Source organism: Klebsiella sp. FDAARGOS_511, from assembly GCF_003812845.1.
GTDB lineage: Bacteria > Pseudomonadota > Gammaproteobacteria > Enterobacterales > Enterobacteriaceae > Klebsiella > Klebsiella grimontii.
On the sequence record NZ_CP033824.1, the window covers coordinates 3846660 to 3862276 of the forward strand.

The 15617-nt window shown below is 54.7% G+C and carries 14 protein-coding genes and 1 pseudogene; 5 read left to right on the top strand and 10 right to left on the bottom strand.

Annotation, left to right across the window (positions count from 1 at the left end):
• Positions 1-2: 2 nt before the first annotated feature.
• Positions 3-716 (bottom strand): YggS family pyridoxal phosphate-dependent enzyme, encoded by a 714-nt coding sequence (locus tag EGY08_RS19610; protein WP_004125172.1) that lies wholly within the window; start codon positions 714-716, stop codon positions 3-5.
• Positions 717-732: 16 nt separating this feature from the next.
• Here EGY08_RS19610 and EGY08_RS19615 point away from each other — a divergent pair, with 16 nt between their 5' ends.
• Positions 733-1713 carry a type IV pilus twitching motility protein PilT gene (locus EGY08_RS19615; RefSeq protein WP_123828818.1) on the top strand — a complete coding sequence of 327 codons (981 nt, stop codon included), beginning with the start codon at positions 733-735 and terminating at the stop codon, positions 1711-1713.
• A 348-nt stretch (positions 1714-2061) separates the two neighbouring features.
• Positions 2062-2715, top strand: coding sequence for a LuxR C-terminal-related transcriptional regulator (locus tag EGY08_RS19620; protein ID WP_123828819.1), 654 nt, complete (start codon positions 2062-2064; stop codon positions 2713-2715).
• Positions 2716-2770: 55 nt separating this feature from the next.
• Here the strand turns inward: EGY08_RS19620 and ruvX are convergent, their stop codons facing one another.
• The 8 genes from ruvX to metK all read right to left on the bottom strand — a co-directional run bounded on the left by ruvX (position 2771) and on the right by metK (position 10023).
• Complete coding sequence (ruvX, locus tag EGY08_RS19625; RefSeq protein ID WP_004125157.1) at positions 2771-3187, bottom strand: Holliday junction resolvase RuvX; 417 nt, start codon at positions 3185-3187, stop codon at positions 2771-2773.
• Positions 3187-3750, bottom strand: a complete 564-nt coding sequence (locus EGY08_RS19630) for a YqgE/AlgH family protein (protein ID WP_004125153.1) — start codon at positions 3748-3750, stop codon at positions 3187-3189. Before EGY08_RS19630 ends, ruvX begins: the two co-directional genes overlap by 1 nt.
• 175 nt (positions 3751-3925) lie before the next feature.
• Entirely contained in the window at positions 3926-4873 is a 948-nt protein-coding gene (gene gshB / locus EGY08_RS19635) for a glutathione synthase (RefSeq protein WP_004125150.1), read from the bottom strand.
• Between the two features lie 20 nt (positions 4874-4893).
• Complete coding sequence (gene rsmE / locus EGY08_RS19640) at positions 4894-5625, bottom strand: 16S rRNA (uracil(1498)-N(3))-methyltransferase (RefSeq protein ID WP_004125147.1); 732 nt, start codon at positions 5623-5625, stop codon at positions 4894-4896.
• A gap of 90 nt (positions 5626-5715) precedes the next feature.
• Complete coding sequence (endA, locus tag EGY08_RS19645; protein WP_004125144.1) at positions 5716-6423, bottom strand: deoxyribonuclease I; 708 nt, start codon at positions 6421-6423, stop codon at positions 5716-5718.
• A 94-nt stretch (positions 6424-6517) separates the two neighbouring features.
• The gene (locus EGY08_RS19650; RefSeq protein ID WP_049113273.1) at positions 6518-7018 is read right to left on the bottom strand and encodes a SprT family zinc-dependent metalloprotease; all 501 of its coding nucleotides are present in this window, start codon (positions 7016-7018) and stop codon (positions 6518-6520) included.
• 75 nt (positions 7019-7093) lie between these two features.
• Positions 7094-8488, bottom strand: coding sequence for a sugar porter family MFS transporter (locus tag EGY08_RS19655; RefSeq protein ID WP_004125138.1), 1395 nt, complete (start codon positions 8486-8488; stop codon positions 7094-7096).
• A gap of 380 nt (positions 8489-8868) precedes the next feature.
• Positions 8869-10023, bottom strand: a complete 1155-nt coding sequence (metK, locus tag EGY08_RS19660) for a methionine adenosyltransferase (RefSeq protein ID WP_004125136.1) — start codon at positions 10021-10023, stop codon at positions 8869-8871.
• A gap of 702 nt (positions 10024-10725) precedes the next feature.
• Between metK and yqgB the strand changes: the two genes are divergently transcribed.
• The 3 genes from yqgB (at position 10726) to speB (ending at position 13978) form a co-directional block, all read left to right on the top strand.
• The gene (yqgB, locus tag EGY08_RS19670; RefSeq protein WP_075210876.1) at positions 10726-10857 is read left to right on the top strand and encodes an acid stress response protein YqgB; all 132 of its coding nucleotides are present in this window, start codon (positions 10726-10728) and stop codon (positions 10855-10857) included.
• A gap of 8 nt (positions 10858-10865) precedes the next feature.
• A complete protein-coding gene (gene speA / locus EGY08_RS19675; protein WP_004125134.1) occupies positions 10866-12842 on the top strand; it encodes a biosynthetic arginine decarboxylase in 1977 nt (658 codons plus the stop codon).
• A gap of 215 nt (positions 12843-13057) precedes the next feature.
• A complete protein-coding gene (gene speB / locus EGY08_RS19680; RefSeq protein ID WP_004125131.1) occupies positions 13058-13978 on the top strand; it encodes an agmatinase in 921 nt (306 codons plus the stop codon).
• A gap of 3 nt (positions 13979-13981) precedes the next feature.
• Here speB and EGY08_RS19685 read toward each other — a convergent pair.
• A pseudogene (locus EGY08_RS19685) lies at positions 13982-15193 on the bottom strand (MFS transporter).
• Positions 15194-15617 lie beyond the last annotated feature (424 nt).

A 15617-nucleotide genomic window follows, 5' to 3' on the forward strand; every position in this document is an offset into this window, starting at 1 on the left:
CCTCAGATTCCTTGTTTTTTGCTGTAGTCGCGCGCGCCGAAAATTGCGGTTCCGATGCGCACCATAGTGCTTCCCGCCGCGATGGCGGCTTCCATATCATCCGACATTCCCAGCGACAGCGTATCGACGGTAGGGTAGTGCGTTTTTAGCCGCGCAAATGCTACCGCCATTTGTTGGGCGACGGCAAACTGCCTTACATATTCTGACTCTGGCGCGGGAATGGCCATTAAACCGCGTAGCTGCAGATTAGGGAGTTTAGCGATTTCTGCCGCCAGCGCGTCCAGCTCTTCAGGCGGAATACCCGACTTGCTCTGCTCATCGCTAATGTTGATTTGAATTAGCACGTTGAGCGGCGGCAGTTGAGCCGGGCGCTGTTCACTCAGGCGGACGGCGATTTTGAGACGATCGACGGTATGGCACCAGTCAAAATGCTCGGCCACCAGACGGCTCTTATTGGACTGCAGCGGACCAATAAAGTGCCACTGTAGACCGGTTGCGCCCGTTTCCTGAAAGTAGCGGATTTTATCCACGCCTTCCTGGACATAGTTTTCGCCAAACGCGAGCTGGCCGGCAGCCATCGCTTCTTCGATAGCGCTCGCAGGTTTCGTTTTACTGACTGCAAGCAACGTAACTTCTTCTGGAGCACGGCCGCAGCGTGCGGCAGCGGCTGAGATTTTGTCCCGGACCTGTGCCAGGTTATGCGCAATATCGTTCATATACCGAGGATGAGTTATGGAACTGGAAGAAATAGTGGCCCTTAGTGTAAAGCATAACGTCTCCGATCTACACCTGTGCAATGCTTCAGCGCCGCGCTGGCGTCGCCAGGGCAAGCTGGAGCCCGCGCCGTTTACCTCCCCTGATATTGGCAAAATACTCACTGATTGGCTCAACGCCGAGCAGCTCGACCAGTGGAAGGCCTGCGGACAGGTTGATTTCGCGCTGACTCCGGCGGGTGGGCCGCGTCTGCGCGCCAGCGCATTTGTGCACAATCGCGGTCTGTCGCTGGCGCTGCGTCTGTTGGCGGAAACCTGCCCTCAGCTGGCGGATCTCGGCGTGCCGGCCGCCTTAACGGAGCTGCTCAATGAGGAGAGCGGACTTATCCTGGTCACGGGGGCTACCGGTAGCGGGAAATCAACCACCCTGGCGGCGATGGTGGGCTATCTTAACCAGCGCCTCAGCGGCCATATCCTGACGCTGGAAGATCCGGTTGAATTTATTCACCGCAGCGAGCGCTGTCTGATTCAGCAGCGGGAAATCGGCCGCCACTGCCCCTCATTTGCCGCTGCCCTGCGCGCCGCGCTGCGTCAGGACCCGGATGTCATTCTGTTAGGAGAACTACGTGACAGCGAAACGATCCGCCTGGCATTAACGGCAGCGGAGACCGGACATCTGGTGATGGCGACGCTACATACGCGCGGCGCGGCGCAGGCGGTTGAGAGGCTGGTGGACGTCTTTCCGGCGCAGGAGAAAGAGCAGGTACGCAGTCAGCTGGCGGGAAGTTTGTGCGCGGTGCTGGCACAAAAACTGTTTCCAGATGCTGCTGGCGGCAGAGTTGCGTTATACGAGCTTTTGGTTAATACCCCGGCGGTGGCTAATTTGATCCGAGAGGGGAAAACGCATCAGCTGCCCGGCGTAATGCAAACCGGGCAGCAATCGGGCATGCAAACATTTACGCAAAGCTTTCAGCAACGTACGACCGCCGGGCTTTTGTAGCTGCGCTTTTTATATTCAGAGATCCTACCAATAGCTTGTTATAATAATGTTTTATTAATGTTTGTTACCCTTATTTGATATTACAAATAAACACCTAAGCTTAAGCCGAATAATGTATTCCATGAAAAACGAATTGACATAAACCTCTCATAACCAGGAAAAAAGTTTGATAATCTTTTGACTCTCTTAAGGCATTCGATTTATGCTGTTTACAGGGATAGGAAAATTCCCATGGAATATTGTTTCAATGTGTAAAAGTGGTTTGTTTTTATAAATACACAGACGATCGTATTCTTGTTAATTCATTTAACCGCTATGAAGGCGGAAATCAACTAAGGAGAGTTTTAAGTGATTAATTTATCTGAGGATTTGGCTTTTTCTCACCAGGTTACTTTTATTACTCACCCCTCCATTCAAAGCAAAGCATTTGCGACCTGGCTGGCCGAAAGGTTATCCGCATCGGTCATTCTGCAAAATATTAACAAACCCCTCGCGCAACGCCTTTTGAAAAATTCTGTAATATTATTTGATATTGCGGTTTCAAATAAAAAGTTGAATAGCGTATGGCGTGATATTATTCGCATGCAGGGAGATAACCCCCGTTTATTGATTATCAATAGCGCACAAAAGTATGAGCTCTACGAAATGGCGCAGTGGCCAGCGCTGTACGGCGTTTTCCGTCATGACGATGATGAATCGCGCTTAATTGAGGGCGTTAGGGCTGTGCTGAACGGCGAACAGACGGCTGAATTGAGCGTGATGCACCCGGCGATGTATGCTGCGGATCATGTATCGGCGCCTGCGGAAAATTCACCGTTGACCGAGCGTGAATGTGAAATTCTGAATGAACTTCGCTGCGGGGCGACAAATCTGGATATTGCCCGCGCGCTATTTATCAGTGAAAACACGGTGCGTACCCATCTGTACAACGTGTTCCGTAAGCTAAGCGTGAAGAACCGGACTCAGGCGGTAAGCTGGGCGAATGAACATCTGCGCCACTAAACATGAAATCCGGATGATGGCGCCTGCCGCTGGTATGGGGCGCCATCATTCAGCTTCAGTAACTCTGCTCGAAGTAGCTTTCCAGAATAATGACGGCAGAAGCGGAATCCACGCTGCCTTTTTTTAGCGCCCGGAATCCACCCTGTTCGAATAGCCCGGCTCTGGCTTCAACCGTGCTCAGACGTTCATCATGCAGGATTATCTGCACGCCGAAGCGGCCATGGATTTTATTCGCGAAGTTGCGCGCACGGGCTGTCAGGGGTTGTTCCGTACCGTCCATATTCAGCGGCAGGCCGACAATCACGGCTTCGGGCTGCCACTCTTTCAGCAGTTTCTCAATAACGTTCCAGTCAGGCTTACCGTCCTGCGCTTTCAACGCGGGGAGGGGGCGGGCGGTGCCGGTGATGCGCTGCCCTACGGCGACGCCAATGCTTTTGGTGCCAAAATCGAAGCCTAAAAACGTTCCGCTCATTACGCGTGCCCCGCTTCGGCTGGCATGGTCACGATATCAATGCCAATCAGCTTCGCAGCCTCACGCCAGCGGTCGGCTATCGGCGTGCTGAACAAAATATTCCGATCGGCCGGCGCGGTGAGCCAGGCGTTATCCAGTATCTCCTGCTCCAGCTGGCCTTTCTCCCAGGAAGCATAGCCCAGCGCAACCAGCACGTTCTCCGGCTGTTTATCCGTACCCAGCGTTTCGAGCACGTCGCGGGAGGTAGTGATCACCGTGTTATCGGAAATACGGATGCTGGAGGAGAAATCGGAAGGCGGCGAATGCAGTATAAAACCCCGATCCTCGGCCAGCGGACCGCCAACCATCACCGGTTTATCCAGGCGGATCTCGGGATTACGCGGCTCAGGCGTGATTTTTAATTTCTCCAGGATCCCTTCAACCTGCAGATTTTCCATCGGCTTATTGATGATGATGCCCATGGCACCGTCATCGTTATACTCGCAGATATAGACTACGGAGCGACGGAACATCGGGTCCTGGAGAGCAGGCATGGCAATTAGAAAGTGATGCTGTAAATTCATTGTCAGAGGTTCTGTTCCTGGTTCAAAAAAGCAGCACCCAGTATGCGGGTAAAGCAAGGGAGTGTCGATTCACTTTATCTTTCAGGTTTCAGGGGCTTGCCTGCCTGAGCCTGAAAGCGAATCGCCTGCGCTGGCTCCAGGCTACAGGCGCGGGCCTGCAGCCGGAATAAGCGCTTTATTTATTGAGGCGCTTCTCGATGGCGTCCATCAGCATCCCGGTAATGGAAATCGGGAAGGCGGCTTCGATTTCACGGACGCAGGTGGGGCTGGTGACGTTAATTTCCGTCAGACGATCGCCGATGATGTCCAGGCCGACGAAGATTAAGCCTTTGGCCTTCAGCGTGGGGCCAACGCGGCGGGCGATGGCCCAGTCGCTTTCGGTCAGCGGGCGCGCTTCGCCACGACCGCCGGCAGCAAGGTTACCGCGGGTTTCGCCGCCCTGCGGGATACGGGCCAGGCAGTAAGGAACCGGCTCGCCGTCAACCACCAGCACGCGCTTATCGCCATCTTTAATGGCTGGCAGATAGTTCTGCGCCATGCAGTAGCGGTTGCCCAGCTCGGTCAGCGTCTCGGTGATGACGCCGAGGTTAGGGTCACCCTCTTTTACGCGGAAAATAGAGGTGCCACCCATACCGTCCAGCGGTTTGAGAATGATATCGCCGTGTTTTTCCCAGAAGGCTTTCAACTGCGCTTTATTACGGGTGACCAGCGTTTCCGGGGTCAGCTCGGAGAACCAGGCGGTAAACAGCTTTTCGTTACAGTCGCGCAGGCTCTGCGGTTTGTTGACGATAAGCGTGCCTTGCTCTTCGGCGCGTTCGAGGATGTAGGTCGCGTAGATAAACTCGGTATCGAACGGCGGATCTTTACGCATCAGAATGACGTCAAGCTCCGCGAGAGGCAAATCCTGCTCGCCGTTGAACGCGTACCATTTGTCGTAGTTCTGCTCGACGCTTAGCTTGCGCGTACGGGCGCGGGCTTCGCCGTTGATTAAGTACAGATCGTTCATCTCCATATAATGGAGTTCATAGCCGCGACGCTGCGCTTCCAGCAACATGGCGAAGCTGGTGTCTTTCTTGATGTTGATGGTTGCGATGGGGTCCATCACGATGCCGAGCTTAATCATTGTTCTTCTCCGTTAACGCTTCAACCTAAGTCGCCAAAACGCACCTGCAGGGCGGTAATGGCAGTGAGCGCAGTTGTCTCTGTACGCAGAACGCGCGGTCCCAACAGGATATCAGTAAACTGGTAGCGAGCTGTCATCGCTATCTCTTCTGCCGAAAGCCCGCCTTCCGGGCCAATCAGCAGCCGGATACGTTCGACCGGCAGCGGCAGCGTATTAATGCTGGCGCTGGCGCGAGGGTGCAAATTAAGCTTCAGGCCCTCGTCCTGCTCCGCACACCAGGCTTCAAGCTGCATGGCCGGGCGGATTTCCGGCACCACGTTGCGGCCGCTTTGCTCGCAGGCGGCAATGGCGATTTTCTGCCACTGCTGGATCTTTTTCTGCAAACGTTCGGCGTCCAGTTTAACGCCACAGCGCTCGGAAAACAGTGGCGTTATGAGGCTTACACCAAGTTCGATCGATTTCTGGATGGTGAATTCCATTTTTTCGCCGCGGGACATCACCTGGCCCAAATGGATATGCAGAGGGGATTCACGGTTATCAACTTTGCTGCTCTGTACTTCAACCAGAACATTTTTCTTACCGGCCTCGACAATAACCGCCTCGAAGACCTGATTGCTGCCGTCAAAAAGCTCTATAGCCTGGCCTTTACCCATCCGTAAAACGCGACCGACATGGTTGGCCGCGTCGTCGGAAAGAGCTATCTGGCTACCCGTGGTAATGCGTTCCGGGTGATGGATGCGAGGAATGCGCATGCTTGATGTTCCGTTCTTAGCGCAGATGTCTCTTCCCCCAGTAAAGGGGGAGGAGTAAAGCTGCAAATTAACAATTGCCGCTAGTGTAGGTTAGCTCTTTTGCGCCTGGCAAGCCTGCAGGACATAAGGATTATGGTTGCCCTGAACTTTGGCAATACGCGCGTCGCGTTCGCACTCCCAGGTTGTGACCGGGTACATCTTATCCCAGGCGGTAAACAGCTGGGTTTGCTGGCGGGAAAGATTGAGCTGGTAGCGGTCGCGCATATAGAAGTAGGTACGGGCGATGGCGCCACGTGCGCGCGCCGGCGGCTCGGCAACTTTATCTTTAAAATCAACTTTCATTGCGCACTGACCGTACTGGCCTTCGCCGCCGTTCCACTGGCTGTACATAAAGTTGGCGCGATCGCCGTTGACCTCGCCGACCGCCGGCTGCAGGTTATGCATGTCGCTTTCCATCTTGCGGTATTCCGGATCTTTAGCGCAGTTTTTGCGCCCGCCGTCCTGCCAGCACTGACGCTGATGGCCAAACTGCCATGCGGGAACCACATGCTCCCACTCGACCCGGCTGGCGCGATTTTCATTTTTACGCACTTTATAGCCACAAGACTCCAGGTCGATAACCCCCTTTTTTCCCTGCCAGTTGATTTTACAGCCGCAGTAAAAATCGCCGGGGGCATCGGCATTGACCTTGACCCCAGCGGTCTTGGCCTGAGAAAAACTGTTGATTCCTTCCGCTGCAAGCGGAGCGCATACCGCCGCGCTGAGAAATGCGACAGCAAAAATATGAATACGGGACATCGTTAACTCCGTGTCAAAACGAGCCCGCAACGTAACGAATGTGATTGCCAGACGCAATCAGTCAGATCAGAAAATTTCCAATTATTTCCGGAGATTACTTTTCCGCCACCAGAACATCTCCACAGCGCACGCAGCGATAGATGGCCTCTCCGCGCATCACGCGATTGTGGCGGCGGACGGTAAGCTGGTGCTGCTGGCACTGGCAGCGGTAGGGGAAGGTATTTTTACGGACTGAATCGAGTTCGAAACGATGGGTGCGCAGAGCTGGAACGCCCAGCACGCTTTCCATCATCCATTTCCACTCTTTGCCGTGTGGCGCCACGCGGCCAAAGTGCTTCCACACCAGCAGGTGGGCCAGCTCGTGCGGCACGACTTCATCAATAAACGCCTGCTGGTTTTCCAGCAGCAGCACCGGGTTAAGGCGGATTTCATTTTTCTCCAGCCAGGCGGTACCGGCGGAGGTTCCCCGCTGCTGATAAACCAGCACCGGTTCAGGGTAAAGTCGTCCCAGCTTGAGGTTCGCTTTGGCCAGATTCTCCCGCAGGCTGCGCATAACGGCCTGTTGAAGGGCAATGGGAATTCGGGGTGTTTTCATAGCGCCAGAGGATAGTGCGGCGGGGTGAGGAGAGCAAGAAGAAGCTTCCTCCCGGGAGGGAGGAAGTGTATCAGGCTAGTCGCGCGCGCCAATTTCGCGCAGCTTGCGGCCTTTCATCAGGTTACGTTCGATATGCTCCAGCGAAACGTTTTTGGTTTCCGGGATCAGCCACAGGGTCAGGAAGATGAACAGGATGTTCAGGCCGCCATAGACCCAGAAGGTGTTGGCGCTGCCCAGCGAGTTCAGCATGGTCAGGAACGTCGCGCCGACGATCATGTTGGCAATCCAGTTGGTGGCCGTTGAACAGGTGATACCGAAATCACGCCCTTTCAGCGGCTGGATTTCGGAACACAGCACCCAAATCAGCGGGCCGGCGCTCATGGCAAAGCCAACGATAAACATCAGCAGCATCAGAACGGCAAAGTACTGCGCCGTGGCGGAGTGGATGCCGATATGCATCATGCTGCCCAGAATGCCCATGCCGAGCGCCATGACGATAAAGCCAAGGATCAGCGTCGGCTTACGGCCCCAGCGGTCGACCAGCCCGATGGCGATAAAGGTCGCCAGCACGTTGGTCAAACCGACGATGACGGTGCCCCACATCTGTTCGGTGGTATTGGCATAGCCCGCCAGTTCAAAAATCTTCGGCGCGTAGTACATGATGACGTTCATACCGGTGAACTGTTGCATCACCTGCAGCAGAACGCCGAGGAATACCGCGCGGCGGAAGTTGCTGTTTTCTTTGAACAGCGACCAGCCGGACTGTTTTACCTTCAGGCTTTCGCGGATCTCATCCAGCTCGCGTTTCGCTTCAGCGCTGGTGTCGCGCAGGCGCAGCAGAACCCGTTCGGCATCGACAAAGCGGCGCTTAGCGGCAAACCAGCGCGGGCTGTCCGGCAGGAAAACCACGCCAATCAGCAGCAGCACCGCCGGGATAATAATCACCCCGAGCATCCAGCGCCAGGCGCCGCTGTAGCTGAATGCCGTATCGGAAAGATAGGCGCCGAGAATACCAATAGTAATCATCAGCTGGTACATCGAAATCATGCTGCCGCGGATTTTTTCCGGGGCGATTTCAGACAGATACAGCGGGGCGGTGTAGGAGGCGACGCCCACGGCCAGGCCGAGCAGCACGCGGGAGATCAGTAGCACTTCCACGTTCGGCGCGGCGGCGGAGAATAGCGAGCCGGCAACGAACAGGATGGCGCCAATCATCAGGCTTTTTTTACGCCCGAGTTTGAAGGAGAGCCAGCCGCTGCCCACTGCGCCGACGGCGGCGCCGAACATCATGGAGCTGACCACCCATTCCTGAGTGTGGGCGCTTATCTGGAACTCGTTGGCAATAAAGGGTAAGGCACCCGCAATAACACCGATATCAAGGCCGAACAGCAGGCCAGCCAGTGCGGCGAGGAAGCAGACAAAGAACGTCATCGTCTTGTTCGAACGCCCTTGTTTTTTGTTGTCAGGCATAACGCCCTCCGGTTGAGTTATTGATCCTGTCGATGCGTAGGGTAGGTAAATACGTCGTAAAAAAATGTGATAGTAATCACGACTGTGTAATCGGTTACACTAGAGTAAAGAAACGTAATTGTTATAAACGTATTTAAATCAGTATATTAATTGAGTTTAGTCTAAGGAATTAAAAGCGCTAATCAGACTTTGCTGAAATATTGTGTAACAAAGTGAAGGGTTATTACATTTTGCACGTATTAGGGGAGTATATTTGCGCTGTATATGATGTAATCGCTTCCATTATTGACGAGCGGAAGGCAGGATTCGGCGTCAGCGGAGGGAAGCTAAAGTAAAAAGGCCAGCGCGGGGCTGGCCTTGAAAGCGGGGGAGTGCGGAGATTATTTCAGACCGGACGCTTCGCGCAGCTGGGCTGCTTTGTCGGTTTTTTCCCATGGGAAATGTTCGCGACCGAAGTGACCGTATGCCGCCGTCTCTTTGTAGATCGGGTGCAGCAGATCCAGCATCTGAATCAGGCCGTACGGACGGAGGTCAAAGAACTCACGCACCAGCAGGGTCAACTGCTCAGAAGGCACTTTTTCGGTACCAAAGGTTTCAACCATGATTGACGTCGGCTCCGCCACGCCGATGGCGTAGGAAACCTGAATTTCACAACGATCGGCCAGGCCAGCGGCAACGATGTTTTTCGCTACATAGCGCGCCGCGTAGGCCGCAGAACGGTCCACTTTAGATGGATCTTTACCGGAGAACGCGCCGCCGCCGTGACGAGCCATGCCGCCGTAGGTGTCAACGATGATTTTACGCCCGGTCAGGCCGCAGTCGCCCATTGGTCCGCCGATAACAAAACGGCCGGTTGGGTTGATAAAGAATTTTGTGGCGCTGTTCAGCCACTCGGTCGGCAGAACCGGTTTGATGATCTCTTCCATCACCGCTTCCTGCAGCGATTTCTGGTCGATATCTTCCGCGTGCTGGGTCGACAGGACTACCGCGTCAATGCCGACGATTTTACCGTCGTCGTACTGGAAGGTGACCTGGCTTTTCGCATCCGGGCGCAGCCACGGCAGAGTGCCGTTTTTGCGCACTTCAGCCTGACGCTGCACCAGACGGTGCGCATAGGTGATCGGCGCCGGCATCAGCACGTCGGTTTCGTTGGTGGCATAGCCAAACATCAGGCCCTGGTCGCCCGCGCCCTGTTCCAGCGGATCGGCGCGGTCAACGCCCTGGTTGATGTCCGGAGACTGTTTACCGATAGCACTCAGGACCGCGCAGGAGTTGGCGTCAAAACCCATGTCGGAATGCACGTAGCCAATTTCACGGACCGTGTTACGGGTGATCTCTTCAATATCAACCCATGCGCTGGTGGTGATCTCGCCACCGACCAGAACCATGCCGGTTTTGACATAGGTTTCACAAGCTACGCGCGCCTTCGGATCCTGTTCGAGGATCGCATCCAGCACGGCGTCGGAGATTTGGTCAGCAATTTTGTCGGGATGCCCTTCTGATACGGACTCTGACGTAAAGAGGTGTTTTGCCATGTTTTATTTCACCTGTGGACGATTCGGGTAGCTCATACTGTTGTGTAGAATGGCTTTGACGGATGACTCTACCAAAGCTTGCAGGTAGCGACACGAGCAGTCTGAGTGTTAATCAGTATAGATGGATTAACTTCTGGACGGCTATTTTAGGGCAGTTCTTGACCCCATTTCCAGCCTTTTTTGATATTCGTCGCATTTATAGAAAAAGGGCGGTGGCAATTTTTCCTGACAATCCCCGGCAACGCGCATATTTTTATTTTGCTTTTTACCCCGCTTCTCGGTATAAAACGCCGCGCGCGGCTCATTAAAACAGCGCACGAGCATTTACCTCGTGACGCCACTTCCAGCCGGGTTAAGCAGTCTGTATTGACAGAGTCCCGCAGCGGCGTTTTCGCTGACTGTCTGGAACGTATAGCTTTGGCTTGTCGCTGGCCCGTCTCGGGGCAGTGTGGAGGTGATACCAGATAATGAACCCACGTTTTTCGCCTGATTCGTCGCGTCGTTCCGTCGCGCGTCACTATCCCGCAACCCGCATCTCTCTCATGCAAACCAGCCGATGTTCTACCCATCTCGGCGCTTCTCAGGATTCCCGGGCCGGCAGGCTGCTGGAACACTGAACAAGGGCGCTCTTGCGATAGCAAGGGTTTTCTCGTGGTTTCTCCGGACTGTCATACTCCGTTCGGGTACGTGTTTTACGATGATATGAATAAGAAACCGGTCGCTCAGCCGCAAGACCAGCACTATCTACTGGGATTTCGGACTGTTTATGGGTTGTTATCGCTTCTTCGGATTGCGATAGTAGTCAACTGTTTTACACTTGTTACTAAAATTTGAGGTTCGCTATGTCTGACGACATGTCATTATCTTCGCCTTCGTCAGCAGGCGATCACGGTGTACTACGTTCCATGCAGGAGGTTGCGATGAGCTCCCAGGAAGCCAGCAAGATGCTACGTACTTACAATATTGCCTGGTGGGGTAATAACTACTACGACGTTAACGAACTGGGCCATATCAGCGTCTGCCCGGATCCTGACGTCCCGGAAGCGCGCGTTGACCTTGCTGAGCTGGTGAAAGCCCGTGAAGCTCAGGGGCAGCGCCTGCCTGCGCTGTTCTGCTTCCCGCAGATTTTGCAGCACCGCCTGCGTTCGATTAACGCCGCCTTCAAACGCGCGCGTGAGTCTTATGGCTATAACGGTGACTACTTCCTGGTTTATCCGATCAAGGTCAACCAGCATCGCCGCGTCATTGAATCGCTGATCCACTCCGGCGAGCCGCTGGGTCTGGAAGCCGGTTCGAAGGCTGAGCTGATGGCGGTGCTGGCACACGCCGGTATGACCCGCAGCGTCATTGTTTGTAACGGCTACAAAGACCGTGAATATATCCGCCTGGCGCTGGTGGGCGAAAAGATGGGCCACAAGGTCTATCTGGTCATCGAGAAGATGTCGGAAATCGCCATCGTGCTGGAAGAAGCCGAGCGGCTGAACGTGGTACCGCGTCTTGGCGTGCGCGCGCGTCTGGCTTCGCAGGGCTCCGGTAAGTGGCAGTCCTCCGGCGGCGAAAAATCCAAATTTGGCCTCGCGGCGACCCAGGTTCTGCAGCTGGTTGAAATTCTGCGCTCTGCCGGGCATCTGGACAGCCTGCAGCTGCTGCATTTCCACCTTGGCTCGCAGATGGCCAATATTCGCGATATCGCCACCGGCGTACGTGAATCCGCGCGTTTCTACGTTGAGCTGCATAAGCTGGGCGTGAATATTCAGTGCTTTGACGTTGGCGGCGGTCTCGGCGTTGACTACGAGGGCACCCGTTCGCAGTCCGACTGTTCGGTAAACTACGGCCTGAACGAATACGCCAACAACATTATTTGGGCGATTGGCGATGCCTGCGAAGAGAACGGTTTGCCGCATCCGACGGTGATCACTGAATCCGGCCGCGCAGTCACGGCGCACCACACCGTGCTGGTATCGAACATTATCGGCGTTGAGCGTAACGAATATACCGAGGCGACCCCGCCTGAGGAAGACGCCGCGCGTCCGCTGCAAAGCATGTGGGAAACCTGGCTGGAGATGCAGGAAACCGGCAACCGCCGCTCGCTGCGCGAATGGTTGCACGACAGCCAGATGGATCTGCACGATATCCACATCGGCTACTCCTCCGGCACTTTTAATCTTCAAGAGCGCGCCTGGGCCGAGCAGCTGTATCTGAATATGTGCCATGAAGTTCAGAAGCAGCTCGACCCCAGCAACCGCGCGCATCGCCCGATTATTGATGAACTGCAGGAGCGCATGGCGGATAAGATCTACGTCAACTTCTCCCTGTTCCAGTCGATGCCGGATGCGTGGGGTATCGATCAGCTGTTCCCGGTGATGCCGCTGGAAGGGCTGAACAAGATACCGGAACGCCGCGCGGTGCTGCTGGATATCACCTGCGATTCCGACGGCGCGATTGACCACTATGTGGATGGCGACGGTATTGCGACCACCATGCCGATGCCGGAATACGATCCGGAGAATCCGCCGATGCTGGGCTTCTTTATGGTGGGCGCCTACCAGGAGATCCTCGGCAATATGCACAACCTGTTCGGCGATACGGAAGCCGTAGACGTGTTTGTCTTCCCTGACGGCAGCGTCGAAGTTGAGCTGTCGGATGAAGGGGATACCGTTGCGGATATGCTGCAGTACGTGCAGCTCGATCCGAACACGCTGTTGACCCAGTTCCGCGATCAGGTAAAAAATACGGACCTGGACGCCGCCCTGCAGCAGCAGTTCCTTGAAGAGTTCGAAGCGGGTTTATACGGCTACACTTATCTCGAAGACGAGTGATATACGTCCTCTCCGTAGCCGAGAGGGAAGAGAGGGGGAGAGAAGGCTCATTACGGCCATTCGCCAGACTCACTTGAACGCGTAGACATTTACGGCGATAATTCGCTCAACTAAGCAGTAAACTCATTTAAACCCTTCCTCGTCGGGCCTAACGACGCGGAAGGGTTTTTTTATATTTGTATTTCAACGCAACGACGGTAAAAGAGGTCATATCCATGAGCACCTTAGGTCATCAATACGATAACTCCCTGGTATCCAACGCATTTGGTTTTCTGCGTCTACCGATGAATTTCATGCCGTATGACAGCGATGCGGACTGGGTCATCACCGGCGTACCGTTTGATATGGCGACCTCCGGACGCGCGGGCGGCCGTCATGGCCCGGCGGCGATCCGTCAGGTGTCGACGAACCTTGCGTGGGAGCACAACCGCTTCCCGTGGAATTTTGACATGCGCGAGCGCCTGAACGTCGTGGACTGCGGCGACCTGGTTTATGCCTTCGGCGACGCGCGTGAAATGAGTGAAAAGCTGCAGGCCCACGCGGAAAAACTGCTGGCGGCAGGTAAACGCATGCTCTCCTTTGGCGGCGACCACTTTGTCACCCTGCCGCTGCTGCGCGCTCACGCTAAGCACTTTGGCAAAATGGCGCTGGTGCATTTTGATGCCCATACCGATACCTACGCCAACGGCTGCGAATTTGACCACGGCACCATGTTCTACACCGCGCCGAACGAAGGCCTGATCGATCCGAATCACTCAGTGCAGATCGGTATCCGTACCGAGTTTGATAAAGACAACGGCTTCACGGTGCTGGATGCGGGCCAGGTCAACGATCGCAGCGTTGACGACCTGATCGCTCAGGTGAAACAGATCGTCGGCGATATGCCAGTGTACCTGACCTTTGATATCGACTGCCTGGACCCGGCGTTTGCCCCGGGTACCGGTACGCCGGTGATCGGCGGCCTGACCTCCGATCGGGCGATCAAGCTGGTGCGCGGCCTGAAGGATCTGAACATCGTCGGCATGGACGTGGTGGAAGTCGCTCCGGCCTACGACCAGTCCGAAATCACCGCCCTGGCGGCGGCGACGCTGGCGCTGGAAATGCTCTACATTCAGGCGGCGAAAAAAGGCGAATAAGCCTCAGACGCTCACTGCTGCTGCGCGACGCATGCGCAGCAGCAGCACGCCTCCGGCGCAAAGCGTCATCAGCTGTGATACCACCAGCACCGAGAATCCCGAGCTTACCGATCCCGCCGACTTCATGACCATCCCCATCAGCAGCGGGATAAACGCTGCGCAGATATTGCCGATGCCATTAATAATGCCATAGGCGCTGCCGACCGCCTCGCGTGGCGCATGGTGCTGCACGACCGCAGGGATCGCCGCGCCCTGCAACCCCCAGAATACGTTCGCCGCCAGCATAAACAGCGCCAGCATCGCCTGCTGGTGGCTGAGCATCAGCGCCAACACCGACAGAGCGGTCAGCAGGCCGCCGATAATAAACAGCACGGGCGCCTGCTCCGGCCGCATCTTATCGAGCAATACCCCGCCGAGAAATTTTGACCCCAGACTTAGCAGAAACGGAACCGCCGCCAGCAGGCCGGTGGCCTGCAGCGAGAAGTGATGCTCGTCGCGTAGCCAGGCCGGCAGCCAGGCGCTACTGCCCCACAGATAGCTGAGGGTGGCGATCTCCACCACCAGGATCCAGCCGAGCAGCGGCGTGCGCTAGGCGAGAGTAAAGGTTTTGATGATACCGGGCTTTGCGCAGCGTTCATTGACGACAGGGGCGGGCAGAAAGCGCCAGATTAATCCGCCGCCGAGCAGCAGGTTCAGCAGCGCCAGGGCGTAAAACGAACCCATCCAGCCGACGTGCGCCATCAGCCAGGTGACCAGCGGAAAGCCCATCGCCAGCCCGAGCGAGACGCCGAGGGCCGTCACGGCGTTAGGTTTACCAACCTCATCGGCAGCGAAGCTATCGCTGATAAAGCGGGTTTTCAGCGAGAATAGCGGCCCCTCGGCAACGCCGAGAACGATGCGCGCGATTAACATTCCCAGCAGCGAGCCCAGCAGCGGCGAAACCGCGCAAACCAGCGCCCATATTGCCACGCTGCTTAACAGTCCCTGGCGATAGTTGAGCCTGCTTTCTATAAGCGGAGTTAATATTAATGCCGATAAACCATAACCCAGGAGAAAGCATGTCATCAGCATGCCTTGTAACATTCTGTTTTCATTTAAATGAAAGTGAGCGGCGAATTCGGGGTTCAGGATCATTACCGAGATATTTACCCGATCGACGTAAGAAATAATTATTAACAAAAGTAGTGCGATAGTACCTTGCCATCTTGCCGCCATGTTTTACCTCTTTTTTAAATTTAATACATATTGGTTATTATTTTTTTAACGCCAGAAATAATCACCTGACTAAAATGGTTCACCTATGAAACTCTATGTTTTTTAAGGTTAAAATTTCATTTTGTTTCATATGTGAAACTGTGAGATTTACCTTTGTGCTCATTTCTAACGAGCATTGTGAAAAGAAGTCAACAGGTCCACTTCATTTCTTAAGAGATAGCGTTATTTATAATGAAAGAGCACTTTAAATATCATCATTTCATCTGGCTGCTTTTTTTCGTGATCAATTCCACAGTTAGCTAATTAAAAGTCTATTCATTAACAATTTAATCACATTAGCGCTTGACGAAAGATTCATCGCTTTTATATTGACCGTATTAAATAAGAAACAGAGTTTCATATATGAAACAGAGCCCGGAGGAAT

Excerpts from the sequence above, each read along its gene's own strand:
- EGY08_RS19650 (WP_049113273.1), bottom strand. The coding sequence starts at position 7,018 with ATGAAAACACCCCGAATTCCCATTGCCCTTCAACAGGCCGTTATGCGC.
- gshB (WP_004125150.1), bottom strand. The coding sequence starts at position 4,873 with ATGATTAAGCTCGGCATCGTGATGGACCCCATCGCAACCATCAACATC.
- yqgB (WP_075210876.1), top strand. The coding sequence starts at position 10,726 with ATGAATAAGAAACCGGTCGCTCAGCCGCAAGACCAGCACTATCTACTG.
- speB (WP_004125131.1), top strand. The coding sequence starts at position 13,058 with ATGAGCACCTTAGGTCATCAATACGATAACTCCCTGGTATCCAACGCA.
- EGY08_RS19615 (WP_123828818.1), top strand. The coding sequence starts at position 733 with ATGGAACTGGAAGAAATAGTGGCCCTTAGTGTAAAGCATAACGTCTCC.
- rsmE (WP_004125147.1), bottom strand. The coding sequence starts at position 5,625 with ATGCGCATTCCTCGCATCCATCACCCGGAACGCATTACCACGGGTAGC.
- speA (WP_004125134.1), top strand. The coding sequence starts at position 10,866 with ATGTCTGACGACATGTCATTATCTTCGCCTTCGTCAGCAGGCGATCAC.
- EGY08_RS19655 (WP_004125138.1), bottom strand. The coding sequence starts at position 8,488 with ATGCCTGACAACAAAAAACAAGGGCGTTCGAACAAGACGATGACGTTC.
- EGY08_RS19630 (WP_004125153.1), bottom strand. The coding sequence starts at position 3,750 with ATGAATTTACAGCATCACTTTCTAATTGCCATGCCTGCTCTCCAGGAC.
- EGY08_RS19610 (WP_004125172.1), bottom strand. The coding sequence starts at position 716 with ATGAACGATATTGCGCATAACCTGGCACAGGTCCGGGACAAAATCTCA.
- ruvX (WP_004125157.1), bottom strand. The coding sequence starts at position 3,187 with ATGAGCGGAACGTTTTTAGGCTTCGATTTTGGCACCAAAAGCATTGGC.
- metK (WP_004125136.1), bottom strand. The coding sequence starts at position 10,023 with ATGGCAAAACACCTCTTTACGTCAGAGTCCGTATCAGAAGGGCATCCC.
- endA (WP_004125144.1), bottom strand. The coding sequence starts at position 6,423 with ATGTCCCGTATTCATATTTTTGCTGTCGCATTTCTCAGCGCGGCGGTA.